At 68.8% G+C, this 15848-nt stretch carries 14 protein-coding genes and 3 pseudogenes; 6 read left to right on the top strand and 11 right to left on the bottom strand.

Annotated elements, in window-relative coordinates; translation table 11 throughout:
* Positions 1–256: 256 nt before the first annotated feature.
* A pseudogene (locus AB0947_RS33610) lies at positions 257–457 on the bottom strand (helix-turn-helix transcriptional regulator); the annotation flags it as partial.
* A gap of 101 nt (positions 458–558) precedes the next feature.
* Here AB0947_RS33610 and AB0947_RS33605 point away from each other — a divergent pair.
* A complete protein-coding gene (locus AB0947_RS33605; protein WP_366754148.1) occupies positions 559–1614 on the top strand; it encodes an NAD(P)-dependent alcohol dehydrogenase in 1056 nt (351 codons plus the stop codon).
* A gap of 384 nt (positions 1615–1998) precedes the next feature.
* Here the strand turns inward: AB0947_RS33605 and AB0947_RS33600 are convergent, their stop codons facing one another.
* Positions 1999–2514: an HNH endonuclease family protein gene (locus AB0947_RS33600; RefSeq protein WP_366754162.1), complete on the bottom strand. Its 516-nt coding sequence runs from the start codon at positions 2512–2514 to the stop codon at positions 1999–2001.
* A 120-nt stretch (positions 2515–2634) separates the two neighbouring features.
* Between AB0947_RS33600 and AB0947_RS33595 the strand changes: the two are divergent.
* Positions 2635–2854 (top strand): annotated as a pseudogene (locus AB0947_RS33595) (transposase); the annotation flags it as partial.
* 151 nt (positions 2855–3005) lie between these two features.
* Here AB0947_RS33595 and AB0947_RS33590 read toward each other — a convergent pair.
* The 4 genes from AB0947_RS33590 to AB0947_RS33575 all read right to left on the bottom strand — a co-directional run bounded on the left by AB0947_RS33590 (position 3006) and on the right by AB0947_RS33575 (position 8189).
* Complete coding sequence (locus tag AB0947_RS33590; protein WP_366754147.1) at positions 3006–3617, bottom strand: TetR/AcrR family transcriptional regulator; 612 nt, start codon at positions 3615–3617, stop codon at positions 3006–3008.
* Positions 3618–3799: 182 nt separating this feature from the next.
* Complete coding sequence (locus AB0947_RS33585; protein WP_366754146.1) at positions 3800–5395, bottom strand: succinic semialdehyde dehydrogenase; 1596 nt, start codon at positions 5393–5395, stop codon at positions 3800–3802.
* Positions 5396–5409: 14 nt separating this feature from the next.
* Positions 5410–6330 carry an acetoacetate decarboxylase family protein gene (locus tag AB0947_RS33580; RefSeq protein ID WP_366754145.1) on the bottom strand — a complete coding sequence of 307 codons (921 nt, stop codon included), beginning with the start codon at positions 6328–6330 and terminating at the stop codon, positions 5410–5412.
* A 614-nt stretch (positions 6331–6944) separates the two neighbouring features.
* Positions 6945–8189, bottom strand: a complete 1245-nt coding sequence (locus tag AB0947_RS33575; protein WP_366754144.1) for an NADH:flavin oxidoreductase/NADH oxidase family protein — start codon at positions 8187–8189, stop codon at positions 6945–6947.
* A gap of 394 nt (positions 8190–8583) precedes the next feature.
* On the opposite strand from AB0947_RS33575, the gene AB0947_RS33570 reads away from it, so the two are divergent.
* A complete protein-coding gene (locus AB0947_RS33570; protein WP_366754143.1) occupies positions 8584–9300 on the top strand; it encodes a type 1 glutamine amidotransferase domain-containing protein in 717 nt (238 codons plus the stop codon).
* A 351-nt stretch (positions 9301–9651) separates the two neighbouring features.
* Positions 9652–10620, top strand: coding sequence for an NAD(P)H-quinone oxidoreductase (locus tag AB0947_RS33565; protein WP_366754142.1), 969 nt, complete (start codon positions 9652–9654; stop codon positions 10618–10620).
* Here AB0947_RS33565 and AB0947_RS33560 read toward each other — a convergent pair.
* The gene (locus AB0947_RS33560; RefSeq protein WP_366754161.1) at positions 10562–11191 is read right to left on the bottom strand and encodes a helix-turn-helix domain-containing protein; all 630 of its coding nucleotides are present in this window, start codon (positions 11189–11191) and stop codon (positions 10562–10564) included. The two genes, AB0947_RS33565 and AB0947_RS33560, sit on opposite strands and share 59 nt — an antisense overlap.
* A 433-nt stretch (positions 11192–11624) precedes the next feature.
* Between AB0947_RS33560 and AB0947_RS33555 the strand changes: the two genes are divergently transcribed.
* Complete coding sequence (locus AB0947_RS33555) at positions 11625–12596, top strand: alpha/beta hydrolase (protein ID WP_366754141.1); 972 nt, start codon at positions 11625–11627, stop codon at positions 12594–12596.
* A gap of 313 nt (positions 12597–12909) precedes the next feature.
* Here the strand turns inward: AB0947_RS33555 and AB0947_RS33550 are convergent.
* From AB0947_RS33550 to AB0947_RS33535, 4 genes and pseudogenes are all read right to left on the bottom strand, one after another.
* Positions 12910–13443 (bottom strand): annotated as a pseudogene (locus AB0947_RS33550) (transposase family protein); the annotation flags it as partial.
* Positions 13444–13538: 95 nt separating this feature from the next.
* A complete protein-coding gene (locus AB0947_RS33545) occupies positions 13539–14072 on the bottom strand; it encodes a VOC family protein (protein WP_366754140.1) in 534 nt (177 codons plus the stop codon).
* Positions 14073–14247: 175 nt separating this feature from the next.
* On the bottom strand, positions 14248–14391 hold the full coding sequence (locus AB0947_RS33540) for a hypothetical protein (protein ID WP_366754139.1): 144 nt from the start codon (positions 14389–14391) through the stop codon (positions 14248–14250).
* Between the two features lie 30 nt (positions 14392–14421).
* Positions 14422–14859, bottom strand: coding sequence for a TerD family protein (locus tag AB0947_RS33535; protein ID WP_366754138.1), 438 nt, complete (start codon positions 14857–14859; stop codon positions 14422–14424).
* Between the two features lie 190 nt (positions 14860–15049).
* Between AB0947_RS33535 and AB0947_RS33530 the strand changes: the two genes are divergently transcribed.
* Entirely contained in the window at positions 15050–15649 is a 600-nt protein-coding gene (locus AB0947_RS33530; RefSeq protein ID WP_366754137.1) for a DUF6058 family natural product biosynthesis protein, read from the top strand.
* The last annotated feature ends 199 nt before the right edge of the window (positions 15650–15848 follow it).

The following is a 15848-nucleotide window of genomic DNA, read 5'->3' as shown; positions in this document are numbered from 1 at the left end:
ATGTGCCTGGCTCCAGTGGGCTGCCCGGGACCTCCGTCAGCAGGGCGTTGCGGGCCAGAACCTCGCCGCGATGGCCGAGCAGCAGCACCGGGACGTGGTGGAGGGTGTCCATCAGGCGCAGCAGCCCCGGATCGGGGCGCTGGACCGTGCGCGGGGTCGCCGGCCGGTGCGGGGTGGTGGGCGCGGCCAGGTCGTAAAGGTGGGTGCGTTCGACCTCGCTTAGACGCAGGGTCCGGGCCAGCGCGTCGAGTACGGCGGCAGAGACGTTGGCTTGGCGTCCCTGTTCGAGCCGGCTGTAGTAGTCCGGGCTCACGCCTGCCGCTACGGCCAGCTCGTCCCGGCGCAGTCCCGGCACCCGTCGGGCTCCGGGGAAGGGCTCGATGCCGGCCTGGGACGGGGTGAGACGGTCTCGGCGGGAACGCAGAAACGCTCCGAGCGCGGCGCGGTCGCGTGGCATTTCTCCAGCGTAGGCGCCCCTGGGCACCCCTGACTGGTCCTGCCATGACCAGGTTCATCCTGACCTGGCCCGCTGACGGCGGCCCTCATAGAAAGGGACCCATGACTTCCCTTCACACGAACGACAGCACAGTCCGCACGCAGCTGATGAACCGCTGGATACTGCCCGCAGACGCGACCGACGCCGCCAGGCTCGTCCTGGACGAGACCCCTGTGCCCGTACCGGGTTCCGGCGAGGTTCGCATTCGCGTCCGGGCGATCTCGATGAACTACCGCGACCAACTGATCCTCAAAGGCCCCTTCGGCCGGCTGCCGGCACAGGACCTCGTCCCGCTGTCGGATGTCGCAGGGGAGATAGATGCCGTCGGTCCGCAGGTCAGGGGCTGGAGCGTGGGCGACCGCGTCACCAATCTGCACGTGCTCGACTGGAGCGACGGCCGCCCGCCGGCCGCCATGGGCCTGGGACTGGGCGCCCTGCACGAGGACGGAGTGCTCGCCAAGTACGTCGTCCTTCCGGCCCGGCGCATCATGCGTGCCCCCGCCAACCTCGACCACGCCGAGGCAGCCACCCTGCCCGTGGCAGCCCTGACCGCCTGGAACGCCCTGTACGGAGACCACCCGATCACCGCTGACAGCACCGTTCTGATCATCGGCAGCGGCGGCGTCGCGCTCTCCGCCCTGCAGTTCGCTCGGGCCGCCGGCGCCCGGGTCTACGCGGCCGTGCGCAACGACGCAGCGGGTGAGGCCCTCGTCCGCCTCGGTGCTGCGGGCTACGTCGACAGCACGACCGAACACGACTGGGGCAAGGCGGTCTTCGCGCTGTCCGGAGGCGTGGACAAGGTAGTCGACAGCGTCGGCGTGTCCATCCTGGCCCAGGCCCTGGCCGCCCTCGCACCGGGCGGTGAGGTCGCCACCCTCGGCCTGTTCGATGCGACCGGGGGGCCGCTGGACGGGTACGCCCTGCTCGGCAAACAGGCTCGCATCCGCGGCGTCGCGGTCGGCAGCGAGGCCATGCACCGCGATCTTGTGCGTCACGTCGAGACCCATGACATCCACCCGGTGATCGACCGCCGGATCGACTTCCTCGACGCACCGGCCGCGTACGCGGCTCAGACCGTGGGCGGATTGTTCGGCAAGGTCGTCATCGAACTCGGCTGATCCTGTCGACACCGGCACGGCACAATCGGAGCCGAGCACCCGAGGATGGTGCTTGCCCGCCAAAGCGACTCTCGCCGGCCGGGCAGCCGGATCTGCCCTGCATCGCGCGCGGCCTCACCATCCCGCGAGCCTCGCGGCGCCCAATCCCCCGCATGCCGCGCGACCACCTCCCCCGCTTCTTCCAAGCTGGGGGCGCGTCAAGGACCACCAGCGGGCCCTGGCCGCCACCGCACCACAGACGCACCGAGGACGCGTCAACCACGCACGACAACTCCCCCGCACCGCCGGCAGCCCTCGCCCACCCCAGGAGAGGGCTGCCGGCCACCGGCCGCCAGCCGCCGCCCCTCTCCCGTCAGCGACCGGGCGCCTGGGCCGGGCGCGGGGTCAATGGGCCGGGGTGACGGTGACGGGCACGTCCGGACACTGGTCGAGCACCTCGGCGATCGCGGTCTTCTCGTCGGTGTCGACGCTCAGGGCCCAGCGCATCTTGGTGGCCACCCAGTCGGTGACGTACTGGCAGCGGTAGCCGGCGGCCGGCGGCAGCCACGTGGACGGGTCCTGGTCGGCCTTCGACCGGTTCGAGGCCGCCGACACCGCGATCAGGGCGCGGTCGTCGCCGAGGTCGTTGGCGTATGCCTCACGTTCCTGCGCGCTCCAGTCGGAGGCGCCGGAGTCCCAGGCCTCGGCGAGCGGGACCAGGTGGTCGATGTCCAGACCGCCCGGCCCCTGGACAAAGCGGTCGTCGTACGGCGAGAACCACACTCCCCCGCTCAGCCGGCAGCTCGCCCCCTGCTCCGGGGCGACGACCACCTCGGCTTTCAGCACCTCGGCGCGGGTGTTGCAGCCGTCCTTGTCGGCGTCCGCGCCGTGCTCGAAGGCGTCGCACCGGTAGCCGGAGATGGGGGCGAGCCATAGCCGCCCCCGGGGCGGTACGTAACGGGGGCTCACAGCCGCGTACGGACGGCGATGCGGTCGTTGCCCGAGAGGGCGACGATGGCACGCAGCAGGCTTCGCAGCCGTCGTTCGTCGGGGGTGGGTCGGCAGTACACCGGCACGCACCTCCGCAAAGATCGACAACTGCCAGATCGGAGTGTTCGCCGCCTACGCCGCCGCCTCCGGCCGGGCCCTGGTCGACCGGGAGCTCTACCTGCTCAAGTCCTGGACGTCCGCTCGTGACCGCTGCCGGGCGGCGAAGATCCCGGACGAAGGCGGCTTCGCGACCAAGGGAAAGCCGGCCCAGGAAGGCCCGGTCGTGATCGTTGTCCTCGGTCGGTCCCGCCTTGGCCATCCGTCGTGCCTGGCAGGAGCGCTCCGTCGTGAGGAATCATCAGGCAGCGGTGTCTACGGAGTCGCCCACGGTCGGCACCCGTGATTGCCGGGACGACGGCGGCTCAGACGGCTGTCCGCGCGGCAGCCGCTTCAGACATCGCCGGGGAGGCGTGGAACAACGCGTGGACGGCGGCGGTGACCTGGGCGGCGACCACCTCTGGGGTGGAGGCGTCGAGCTTGCCGTCGAGGTGCAGGAAGGCCAGACCGTGGACGAGGGCCCAGACCGTGGTCGACAGGGCCTCCGCGTCTGCGCCGGGGAAGGTGGTGTGCACGATGCCGCGGACGTACTCCGAGATGGCGGCGGTCGCGGCTACCCGTTCCTCGCTGGTCGGGTCGCAGGGCTCGGCGAACATCGCCCGGAACAGGGCGGGGTGCTCAAGCGCGAACTGCACGTAGGCGACGGCGACCGCGGCGAGCTCGTCGGGCGTCGAGGGTGCGGGGTGGGCCTCGGCCAGCTGTCCGGCGAGTTCGCGGTAGCCCTCGGCGGCCACGGCGGAGACGAGTGCGTCACGGTCGGCGTAGTGGCGGTAGGGGGCGGTGGGCGACACTCCGGCGCGCCGGGCCACCGCGCGCAGCGAGAGGTTCGCGCTGCCGTCCTCCTCAAGGAGTTCGCGCGCTGCGCGGACGCAGGCGGCGCGCAGGTCGCCGTGATGGTAGCTGCCGGTCTGCGGCACGGGTCACACATCCTTAATGTCGGCGACGCTCGCGTTACCTCTTCGATGTAAACGTCGCATACATCGTAAGTGATGGAAACGCAAGAGGAAACCGGGGACCGCGTACGTCACCGTCACCGCCGTCCCGAACGGGCCGCCCGCCCTTCGCGGTGGCCCGACGGGCGCCGTTCGACAGCCGCTGGTCAGCGGATGCCGGCCGCCTTGAGCATCTTGAGCGATCCGGTAAGGAGGGTGGCCCAGGTTTCGGGGCTGATACCCGAAGGCGGGTAGAAGCCCTGGATGCGCTGGTGGGCGACGGTCTGGGGTTCGGTGTACTTGAGGATGCCGTCGGCGCCGTGGCGGCGGCCGAGGCCTGAGTCCCCCATGCCGCCCATGGGGGCGTCGATGCTTCCCCACGCTGCGGCGAAGGCCTCGTTGACGTTGACGGTGCCGGCGTGGACCCGGGCGGCGACGGCCCGGCCACGGGCTCCATTGCGGCTCCAGACGCTGCCGTTGAGGCCGTAGGCGGTGGCGTTGGCCAGGTCGACGGCCTCGTCGACGTCGCGGTAGGTGTAGATGGAGACGACGGGGCCGAAGGTCTCGTGGGAGTGGAGCGTCATGTCGGGGATGACGCCGGTGAGGATCGTCGGTTCGTAGAACAGTGGCCCGAGGTCGGGCCGGGCCTTGCCGCCGGCGAGGACGGTGGCGCCCTTGGCGACGGCGTCGTCGACGTGTTCCGTGACGGTCTTCAGCTGGGAAGGGGTGGTGAGGCTGCCGACGTCGACGCTGTAGTCGTACGCGGCGCCGATCTTGAGCTTCTTGGTGCGGGCGACGAACGCGGCGACGAACGCGTCACGGATGGACTCGGCCACGTAGAGCCGCTCGACGGAGACGCACAGCTGCCCGGCGGAGGGGAAGCAGGCGGCGACGGCGCCGGCGGCTGCCTTCTCGATGTCGGCGTCGTCGAGGACGATCATGGGGTTCTTGCCGCCGAGTTCGAGAGAGGCGCCGATCAGGCGTTTGCCGGCGTCGCTCGCGATCTGGCGCCCTGTGGCGGTGGAGCCGGTGAACATCACGTAATCGGCGTTGTTCATCAGCGCGCCGCCGATGGAGCTGCCCCGGCCGATCACCATCTGCCACACGTCCTTGGGCAGGCCGGCCTCGTACATGAGGTCCATCGACCACAGTGCGGTGAGGGCGGTCTGGGTGTCCGGCTTCTGCACGACGGCGTTGCCGGCCATGAGGGCGGCGACGGTGTCGCCGGCGGCCATGCTCAGCGGGTAGTTCCACGGCGAGATGACGGTGACCACGCCCTTGGGGTGGCGCAGCTCGGTGGTGTGGGTGAGTACCGGTATCGCGCCGCGGCGCCGCTTGGGGCGGAGGTATTTGGCGGCGTTACGCGCGTAGTAGCGGGAGACGACGCCGATGTCGACGACTTCGAGGAACGCGTCGCGGCGGGTCTTGCCGTTCTCGGCCTGCATCAGGTCCAACGCCTGATCCTGGCGGGTCAGGACCAGGTCGTGGTAGCGCAGGAGGATCCTCTTGCGCTCCGCGATCGGCGTGGCTGCCCAGGTCTTCTGCGCGATCCGGGCTCGGGCGAACGCCGCCTCGACGTCGTCGGGTGTGGAGACCGGGAAGTCGGCCAGGGGGGCGCCGGTGTAAGGCATCGTGGTGGTGACCCGTGCGGCATCCGGTGCGGCCGAGACTTGAGCGGTCAGCCGCTGGAGGAAGGCCGAAGTGACGGATGCGGGAAGTCCCGGACCGCGGGCAGTCGTCGGGCCGGCAGGTGCGCTGGGCATGGCGTGCTCCTCTGCTATTTGCCGCGGCTCTGAATCGAGATGGGGACCGGCATGTGCAGGGCGGCCTGCCCCTCGGTCATGACGTCGAACTGGATGGCCCGCTTGGGCTTGAGCGACCGCAGGTCGTCGGACATACGGCCCTCGCCGAGTTGGAGGGCGATGCCGCTGGTGCGGCGCGTCGTGCCCGCGCTCAGGACGTTGGTCTGGTTCAGCGTGGAGTGCCACGCGCCGTCGATCGTGGTGTACGACGTGAGCGAGCCGACGCGCTCCCCGCTCGGGTAGGCCCTTTGGGCGGGGGTGTTCGCCAGGAGCGAGAGGTCCACTCCGCCGGTGTCGTTGGCCACGCGTGCGGTCGTCCGGTGATGGTCGGCATCGACGTCGAGGTCGGTGACCCACTTGGGAAAGCCGTAGCCGTAGTGGCCGCGGACCTGCGCGATCTCCGAGCTCACGGGAAGCGACAGGACGTAGGAGTGCAGGTGTTCGTTCTTCAGGCCGGAGACGAGGTCGAAGAAGCCGAGCTTGCCGTGGCGCGCGGGCTTGACGGCGATGCCGACGGCCGCCTCGGTGTAGAAGTCGATGTCGCACACGTCATAGCGGAAGAACATGACCGAGACCAGGCCCAAAGCGGTTCCCATCTCCAGCGGCGACAGTTCCTCGGGCAGCCGGGCGCGAATCGCGCGGGACGGTGCGAGCATCGTGAGCCGGGCAGTCGAGATGGTGTAGTAGAAGTTCGGGGTGATCGTGGGGCCGATCGGGGAGTCGACCTTGGTCTTGGGGAGCTTTCGGAAGAAGTCCACGCCGCTGACGCGCGGGTCGCGGGCGATGGCGTCGAGGTCCGGATCCATGCGGTAGCGGTCGTACAGGCCGCCCTGGGGGACGTTGACTTGGCGGCCTCTCAGGTCGACCTTGACGGTGTCCTTCTGAGTCGAAGACAAGGCGGAACTCCTCACTCTGATGTAAGCAATGCATACATGACTGTAGGGGCGCGATGTATGCAGCGTCAACACCGAGGTTCGGTGGTTGCGCAGACGAATTCGAACGGTCATAAGCGGCAAGGGCAGGCGGATGCTGAGGCCGCTCTCGTGCGGCACTGTCGGCCTACTCGGCCCTCATCGACCGAGCTGCCGGTACGCGGTGGAGATGATGTCGGCCCACGCTGCGGTCACGGCTCCTGGCAGGGGCGCGAGCGCGCGTTCCCTGCGCCGGACTCGGCGGACAACGCCCGCGCCGAGACGGATGCAACCGGTGAATCGCTGTCGCCTGATCGACCGTCACTCGCCTCCTGGCCGAAGTTGTGTACGAGTTCTGGGAACACCGGCGCAGAAGTCGTCGCCCGAAGGCTGTCCGGGTCCTTGCAGCTGTCGGAGTTCGGGACTGCTCCTGCCATCTCCTACTTCCTGCGCACTTCCTGCGTACTTCCTGCGCCCGCGCCGGCGCGGCCTCCCGGGCGCTTTGGCCGGGCCCATCGGGCGGGCTTGTGCCGCCCGAACGCATCACGACCACACGGGCGCGGGCGCTTTCGCATCGGTCCGCGGCGAAGTGACGCCGTTCAGGACGCACTTCGAGGCTGCGACAGCCAAGCGCGGTAGCCGCGCAGGGCCTTGCGCTGCCGGCGCTGTTCGGAGATCAGGGCGATCGCCGGGTGGGTGCCGGGCCGGGGGCTGCTTCCGCGGGCGAGGCGGCGCATCTGGTGGCGTACCAGAGCCATACTGGCGGCGGACGCGAGGGCCTTGTCGGACCAGTTCACCGGCCGCATCCGCCGGTCGGCCTCGCGGCCTTGGCGCCAGCGGTCGGGCAGGTCCGGGGAGACGGCGAGGGCGGTGCCCATGCCGATGACCGCCACGCCACTGTCGAGGACCCGCTCGGCGGTCGCGCGCCTGGTGATGCCGCCGGTGAGCATCAGGGGCAGTGGGCTCGTCTTGACCAGGTCCCTGGCGAGGTCGAGGAAGTACGCCTCACGGGCCTGGGTGCGGGTGCCGGCGGAGCGGCCGGTCATGGCGGGGCTTTCGTAGCTGCCGCCGGAGAGTTCGACGAGGTCGACACCGAGAGGTTCGAGCATCTCGATGACCTGGCGGGCGTCGTCGGCGTCGAATCCGCCGCGCTGGAAGTCGGCGGAGTTGAGTTTGACCGCCACCGCGAAGGAGGGCGAGACGGCAGCTCGGACGGCGCGGACGATGTCGAGCAGCATCCGGGCGCGGTTCTCCAGGGATCCGCCCCACTGGTCGGTGCGCTTGTTGACCAGGGGGGAGAGAAACTGCGAAAGCAGGTAGCCGTGTGCGGCATGGATTTCGACACCGTCGAAGCCGGCCTTCTCGGCACGGTGGGCGGTCACTGCATACCGTGTCACGGTCTCGTTGATCTGCTGCGGGGTCATGGCCGTCGGTCGACCGAAGCGGCTGCTGTGCTTGCCGAGGTTGACGCCAATGTCGGTCGGCCCCCACACCACGCCGGGCATGTCTGAGGCCACCTGGCGGCCGGGGTGGTTGATCTGCATCCACATCGCACCGCCGCCGGACTTACCGGCCCTCGCCCACTCGATGAACGGTTCCAGGGGCGAGTGCTCGTCGAGCACGACACCGCCGGGGCCGGTCAGTGCTTCGGCGTGAACCATGACATTGCCGGTGATCAGCAATCCCGTGCCGCCGGCGGCCCAGCGCCGGTACAGAGTGAACAACGGCCCGTCGGGGCGCTGGCCGTACGCGGCCATGTTCTCCTCCATCGCCGCCTTCGCGATCCGGTTCCTCAGTATCTGCCCGGAGCGCAGGGGCAGCGGCGAGAACAGCTCGCTGGTCATACAGGTTCTCTCTTCCCACTTGATCGCCTACGATGTTTGCGCCACTTACATTAGCAAGCTAATGTAAGTGCTGTAAACATTGGCGGATGTGGGCCGCACCGCAGACAACGGCGCGCGCCTGACCGCCGGCATGTCCATCGAGCTGAAGAGAGCGCCGGAACTCGGCGGGCATGCTGCTGGCGACGGGGTGATCGCCCTGCGGATTGGGGTGATGGCCCTGCGGTTGCGGAGAGAGAAGGATCCGCGCCGCCGGCCACCCAGTCTGGCCGGGCGCCCACACCCCTTCCCGCTCAGAGGAGGGCGTGAGGCCCTTATGGGTCATTTCAGTCGATATATGCGCTCTGATGCGTGCATCGGAACGTCGGGGAACCGTCCCGGCAAGAGGAGGTCCGTTGTGACCAGGGTGTTGTTCGTTGTGTCCGCGGCCGATCGGTGGACTCTGCGGGACGGAGAGGTACATCCGTCGGGGTTCTGGGGTGAGGAACTGGCGATGCCGCACAAGATCTTTTCCCGTGCGGGGTGGGAGATCACGATCGCGACGCCGGGCGGGAAGACCCCGACACTCGACCGGCTGAGCATGTCGAAGACGGCGGGATGGCCGTGGAAGCTGCGACGGGTGGCCGCGTATCTGCGTTCCGTCCAGGACGAGTTGAACAGCCCGAGGTCACTGGACGAGATCGCTCCGGATGACTTCGACGTGGTGTTCTACCCGGGAGGGCACGGTCCGATGGAGGACCTGTCGGTCGACCCGATATCGGGCGCGCTGCTGACCCGAGTGCTCGCTTCGGGGAAACCGCTCGCGTTGCTGTGCCACGCGCCGGCGGCGGCGTTCGCGGCGAAGGACGAGGACGGGACGTGGCCGTTCACGGGGTACCGGATGACAGGGTTGTCGAACCTGGAGGAGAAGTTCAACAGTTTCGGCCGGAAGGCCATCTGGTTGCTGGAGGACCGGCTGCGGGAGAGCGGCGCGAAATACTCCAAGGCGCGGCTGCCGCTGCGGCCGTACGTGGTGGTCGACCGCAACCTCTACACGGGGCAGAACCCGGCGTCCTCCGAACGCCTCGCCGAGCGCATCGTCGCCGACGTCGGCGCGGCGGCGAAGGTCCGCTAGCTACAACTCGCGAGTCCGTCGCGGCCGACGTCGCCCCCGTGCGGCGAGCCGGCTTGGCCCTCGGCACGCCGACCACTGAGGCGCCGGCGATGGCCCAGTTGCGCGTCTCTTCGGGACCGTACCGAGTCCTGAGGTCGCCGACTCCCGCGCGCGTGGGGCACCAGGCGCTTACGCCTCCATCCTCACCTTGTGCCTGGGGCACAGCAGCGGGGGTACGGGGCGCTTTCCCGACAATGTTGACGGCGTATACTTCACGACGTAATGTATACACCGTAAACATTCTGGCTGTCGGGCGCTCTTCCCGGGCCCTCGGAAGCCCTTCGTCTCAGTCGTTGCGAACGGAGAGTTCTCGTGAAAGCTGTATCGATCAGGGAGCACGGTGGTCCTGAGGTCCTGGAGTGGATCGAGGTCGAGGACCCGACACCCGCGGCCGGCGAGGTCGTCGTCGATGTGGCGGCCAGCGGCCTGAACCGGGCGGACGTCATGCAGCGCTGGGGGCTCTACCCGCTGCAGCCCGGCTGGTCGCCGTACCCGGGCCTTGAGGTATCCGGCCGCATCAGCGCCGTCGGCGAAGGAGTCAGCGGCTGGCAGGTGGGAGATGAGGTTTGCGCGCTGCTGACGGGCGGCGGCTATGCGCAGAGGGTCGCGGTTCCCGCCGGGCAGCTCCTCACGATCCCCAAGGGCATCGGCTTGGTGGAGGCGGCGGGCCTTCCCGAGGTCACCGCCACGGTCTGGTCAAACGTCGTCATGACCGCCGGCCTGAAGGCAGGGGAGACCCTTCTGGTGCACGGCGGCGCCGGCGGTGTCGGCACGATGGCGATCCAGATCGCCAAGGCCCTGGGCGCTCGCGTCGTCACCACGGTCGGCGGCCCGCAGAAGGCCGCCCAGGCCAGAGAACTGGGCGCGGATGTGGCGATCGACTACCGCACCGAGGACTTCACCGAGCACGGCCCCTATGACGTGATCCTCGACATCGTCGGCGGCGACTACCTGGAGCGCAACGTTCATTCCCTGGCGGCGGACGGGCGACTGGTCGTCATCGGTCTGCAGAAGGGTCTGGAGGGCCGACTCGATCTCGCCGAGATGGTGTTCAAGCGGGCCTCCGTGCACGGCACCACTCTGCGGACCCGCTCCAAGGCAGACAAGGCCGAGATCGTGGCCGAGGTTCTGAAGAACGTCTGGCCCATGATCGAGAACGGCACCGTGAAGCTGGTCGTCGACCAGACCGTCTCGATGTCCGACGCCGCCGAAGGGCACCGTCTCATGGAAGCCGGCGGCCACCTCGGCAAGATCCTCCTCGTGAACGACGACAACAGATGACGCCGGGCTGCCGCGCGCCTTCGCCACGCACATCGAGAACGGCGATCCACTGCGGCGATGACGGCAGCGTCAACTGACCGGCTACGGCGAGGCGAGCATGCCGCCGGCCTCCCCGGCAGCCGGGACGCGGAACGGTCACATCCCTGGGCCGACCCGGCCCGCGCGCCGCATGTGGCGGTGTCGAGGGTCGTCGACGCCCCGCGTGAGAAGCCGTACGCCTTCCATCCCGACGGCCTCTGGGCCCGCCGCGCTCCTTCTTCCAGCCGATCGAAGGCATGCCTCGCCGGGCTCGTGACTGGGTTCTACGGCGGGGCCTCACCGGGCAAGCGCAAGTCTGAATGCGGGCGGCCCCCCGGCTCAGTCGACTCCTGGGGCCGGTCGTCGGACGCCTTCCCAGGCACGGACCCGCCAGGAGCGCCGCATCGATGTCTGTCGTCGCGCGCGGACCGGGGAGGGACCGACCCGTCAGCTCGTCGACGCGCCGGAGACGGTAGCGGACGGTGTTGGGGTGGACGGAGAAGCTGCGGGCAGTGGCGTCGGCTGAGCCGCCGGAGACGCACCAGTGCTCCAGTGCACGGGAGGCGGGAGCGTTCAGCGGCCGGCAGGTCGAGGACCGGCCGGAGGGTCACTTACACCAGGCGGGCCGCCTCGGCCGGGCACCGCGGCCACGACCATCACCAGCGGCTCATCGTCGAACCGTGCCGCGCCGGATCCGGCGCCCGGCAGCGCGGCCAGGGCCAGACGGGCGAAGCGCATGTTCTGCGGGGCGCTTTGCAGCGGGAGGAAACACAGGCGGAGAAACCGTTCCCCCGCAGACCGAGGCCGCCGTGACCGACGGCTGGCTGCCACCATGGCGGGTCTTCCCGGCCCTCGTGAGCGGGTTGCGATGGGCGAATCGGGCCTGAAGGATGGATCCAGTCCCTACTGCGCCTTGGCCGCCATACGCAACAGCCGCACCATGAGGCGGCGTGAAGGGGCGCCTGCGCCCGTGACATGGAGCCGACATGACTGATCTTCCTCCTCCGATCACCCCCTATCTCGAACCGGCCGCGAAGGAGTTGTGCGAGGCGACGGACCCGCATCCGCGGATCTACGAGGTTCCCCCGGAGAAGGGCCGTGACATCCTGCTCGGCCTGCAGAGCGACCTCAGCGTGCCGCGCCCGGAGGTAGACGAGGAATGGGTCGACGTGGACGCGGGCAAGTGGGGCACGGTCCGCACCCGCATCATCCGGCCCAAGGGATCGTCGGGACCGCTGCCCGTGGTGTTCTACATCCACGGCGCCGGCTGGGTCTTCGGCGACGACAAGACCCACGACCGCCTCTTCCGCGAGCTCGCGGTCGGCGCCGGAGCAGCAGGCGTCTTCCCGGTCTACGACCGCGCGCCCGAGGCAAAGTACCCTACCCAGGTTGAGCAGAACTACGCCGTGGGCCAATGGGTCATGGAGCACGGCGCGGAGCACGGCTTGGACACCTCACGCATCGCCGTCACCGGCGAGTCGGTGGGCGGCTGCATGTCGGCGGTTTTCGCGCTGATGAACAAGGAGCGCGGCGGGATCGACCTCAAGGCGCAGGTACTGCTCTACCCGGTGACGAACGCCGACTTCGACACCCCGTCCTACCTCCAGTTCGCCGAGGGCTACTACCTCACCCGCGACGGCATGAAATGGTTCTGGGACCACTACTCCGAGCCGAGCCAGCGCACTGACGTGTACGCCTCCCCTCTTCAGGCCTCCCTGGACCAGCTCAAGGGCCTGCCCACCACCTTGGTCATCACCGATGAGGCCGACGTCCTTCGCGACGAGGGCGAGCAGTACGCTAACAAGCTGCGCGAAGCGGGCGTGGACGTGACCTCCGTCCGCGTGGCGGGCATGGTCCACGACTTTCTCCTCCTGGACAGCCTGCGCGACACCCGCGCCGCCAACGTCGCCCGCAAACTCGCCGTCGACGCCCTGCGCACGGCACTCCACGACAGCTGACGCGCACCGCACGTCCGACCCGGCAGTCCTCGGCGCCACGCAGATTCACAAGTTCGGACACGCGAGTGCAAGGAAGTGATCATGGAAGGGGGATCAAAAAAGTCCGATGACTTGCCGCCTGACCTGGAGCGGCTGCGCACTTTGCGGGTGTGGCACGCGATGTGGCTGGCACGCATCGACCGCAAGATGACGAGTTAGTGCGTGATAGCGGGTGAGGCGTCGTGCCTGGCCGCTGGCATGATCCGTCTATGGCGATCAAGGTCAATCGGGCGCTGCCGGCGCACCGGCTGTTCACGGGGATCTCTCGGAGTCATCTCGCGCTCCTGGTGGAGGAGTTGGCGGTGCCAGCGTCTCCCACCGGCCGCGGTAGGGAACACGGACCGTGCCTCCGGCGCCCTGGTAGCCCTTGTCGGCCCGGCAGTTGACGTCGGCTGCGGCAAGCGCGTCGACGATGCCGTGCTCGCGGGCCGCACGGACGTCGTGGACGGCCCCGGGCAGGGCCGGCGAGGCCCACAGCAGGCGGCCGGAAAGATCTGCGATCACCTGCACGTTCATCCCCGTGTTTCTTCTGCTTGCCCGAGTAGAAAAGCCGGTCGGCGGCGATTCGGTCGATCGGCAGCAGCGTCCCGTCCAGCAGGACGAACGCCTTCATCGACGCTGCCCGGACCACCTCGGCGAGCGTCGGGGCAAGGGCGGCCAGAACCTCAACTGCCTCGGTGACGTAGCGGTACGCAGTGGTGGTGCCCACGCTGAACCCGGCCGCGAGCTGCACGTACGGATGACCGTTGCGGAGATGGGCGAGGGCGAGCAGAGCCTGCCGACCTGCACTCAGGCGCCGCCAGGGGCTTCACCCGTGTGTCAGGTCAACCGGCAGGCTGTCGAAGCAGAACGAAGACCTCCTTGGCTACCGGTCTGGCGCATGCGAACCCCGACATCGTGGGTCTAGATGGTTGTCCTGACGGGTGCACTGCTGCGCCCGTGGCGTCGACCGCTGAGCTCGGCGTCGAGTGTCTCCTGAGCCACGCGCATGGCCTCGGCGTATACGGGGTCCTGCAGCCGCTTCCACATCTCGCCCTCAGAGACGTCCTCAACGCAGCTGACCACCCACCAGATGTTGCCGAAGGGGTCCTTGATACGCCCTCCGCGCTGTCCGAAGGCGTCGTCGGCCAGGGAAGTGACGACATGGCCGCCGGCTGCGACGGCCTGTGAGAACGCCTCGTCCGCATCGGCGACAAACACGCGCAGCAGGCTCGGCATGGCGGGCCAGTCCGTGTGTCGGTCGAAGGCCAACACGACGGTGTCGCCGACTCGGATCTCAGCGTGACCGATCAAGCCATCCTCGGTCGACACCCGCCCGAGTTCCTCGCCCCCGAACGCCTGGGTGACGAAGTCGAGGAAGGCCCCCGTGTCGTCGGTGACGACCCAGGGCGCAACGGTGGTGTAGCCCTCCGGCACGGGGCTCGTCTGCTCGGGCATCGCGGTCCTTTCGCTGATGTTGGTTGCCGGCAGCGACGATAGGCGTGAGATAGGTCAGCTTCTGTCCTAAGCGGCGGTGAGCTTGGGGCGCAACCGGTACTACCTCACGACTGCTCGCGCTGCTCCAGACCCCGCCTTTGACCCCTGCCCCCGTCAGCCGGAGGTTGGAAAACGCTCAGTGACTGACCGCACGGCGCATGGCATCGGCGACATTGCCCCAGCCCCAGTCGACCTGGGTCTGCAGCTGCCCGATACGGCCACGGTAGTTGTCCAGCCGGATCTCCTCAAAGAACGGCTCACGCCCGCTGGAGAAGATCACGGGCACCGTGCCGTCGTCGTCGAGGTTGGCCTACAGAGCCAAGACGCGTTCGGCGAAAGCCTGCACGGCGAACGACTCGTACAGCTCCTCCATGTGCCAGTCGTGATCCAGGATGAGGTAGACGGCAGCTCGCAGCCCCGTAATCCCTCGGTCGGCGAGAGCCTGGCCAGCCTGTCGTGCGGGAGCCAGCAGGCTGGGAGCTTGTCGCTCCACCTTCGTCAGGTCCACCGCAGCGGCCGTAGTCCTGCGTGTCTGCGCGGGAAGCGGCACGGCAGAGGGCTCGGGATCGACATCGACGCCGTAGTCGGTCGCCAGTCCCGCAAGGCCGGAGGCGTAACCCTGCCCCCCGGCTCGGACCTTCCAGCCCTCACCGCGGCGGTGTAGCTCCGCGAGGACCACGGCCGTTTCCCCCGCCTCCAAGTCCGGTGCGGTGAGACGGCGCCTGGCTGCAGCTGGGTCAGCACTCACCACAACGACTGCCCGGTGTACGTCTGCGAGTAATCGTCAAGAATCGTGGACCGGTGGGCGGAGGTGAGGGTGTGGGTGCTCTCGTTCTTCGTGATTCCGTCGATAGTTCGGTGAGGGCCGAACCGTCTGGCCTATAGCGTGCGGGGTCCTGTGCGGGAGATGCCCGCGCTCATGACGCTGGAGGCCTCCTGTGCCGGAGACGGACCTGAAGCAGCAGCTCGTCGAGCGGTTCCACGAGGTCAACGGTGATCACCCGATGACCGATGTCGATGACGAGTATGTCAGCGCGCAGTTCGTTGTCCTGGAGGAACTGTGTGCAGTCCATGGTCGCGACGTCGATGCGGTCCGTCGGCTGATGCTGGAGCAGCGTCTGCCGCTTCCGGGATATCTGCGCTCCGACGGTGCTGAAATGGTGCCGGCCGACCTGTTCGCTCTCGCCGACGAGGCCGGCGGCGTAGACCTGCTCGAAGCGTGGTTCACCGCTCACTGGGCCGACCCGATCACCGGGAAGGCGGAGTGGAATGCGTATCTCAGCGGACAGTACGTGTGTCTGCACTCGGTGACGCCGGCCACCATTCAGCGCAAGGATTACCTCACGGCCGCCATCGCTGCCGCGGCGAACGAGCCGGATGCCGGTTCAGTGGGCTGGTCTGCGCGGCTGCACGCTCTGGTTGACGAACTCGACACGCTGGAACCGGCGTTCACCGCCTACGACCGTCTTCGGTTCGGCGGGCCCACGTCCAGGGACACCTGCATCGACGACGTGCGCGCCCGCTTCCCACGCCCGTGAGGCTGGACTGGATGGTCGGCTGTTCGGGGCAGCGCAGCGGCGCACTGTGTCCGCACCGTCGGGCGCATGGGCGCAGTCGGGCTCGTCTGCGGCACAGCCTTCGGATCGTGTTGTCTTGGCGCCGATGTACTCCGCAGCCCGTGACCCGTCGGCGAGTGCGGACCTGTCGCGGTTGTGCCGCTGCTTTGGTGGCTGTCCG

Origin of the sequence: Streptomyces sp. NPDC047841 (assembly GCF_040704085.1) — a bacterium.
Lineage (GTDB): Bacteria > Actinomycetota > Actinomycetes > Streptomycetales > Streptomycetaceae > Streptomyces > Streptomyces argyrophylli.
Note: the sequence above shows the minus strand (reverse complement) of the source record. Positions and strands in the feature narration are given on the sequence as shown.

Bases quoted from the DNA above. Each gene is read 5' to 3' on its own strand.
- AB0947_RS33545 (WP_366754140.1), bottom strand. From the start codon at position 14,072: ATGCCCGAGCAGACGAGCCCCGTGCCGGAGGGCTACACCACCGTTGCG.
- AB0947_RS33555 (WP_366754141.1), top strand. From the start codon at position 11,625: ATGACTGATCTTCCTCCTCCGATCACCCCCTATCTCGAACCGGCCGCG.
- AB0947_RS33585 (WP_366754146.1), bottom strand. From the start codon at position 5,395: ATGCCCAGCGCACCTGCCGGCCCGACGACTGCCCGCGGTCCGGGACTT.
- AB0947_RS33575 (WP_366754144.1), bottom strand. From the start codon at position 8,189: ATGACCAGCGAGCTGTTCTCGCCGCTGCCCCTGCGCTCCGGGCAGATA.
- AB0947_RS33605 (WP_366754148.1), top strand. From the start codon at position 559: ATGACTTCCCTTCACACGAACGACAGCACAGTCCGCACGCAGCTGATG.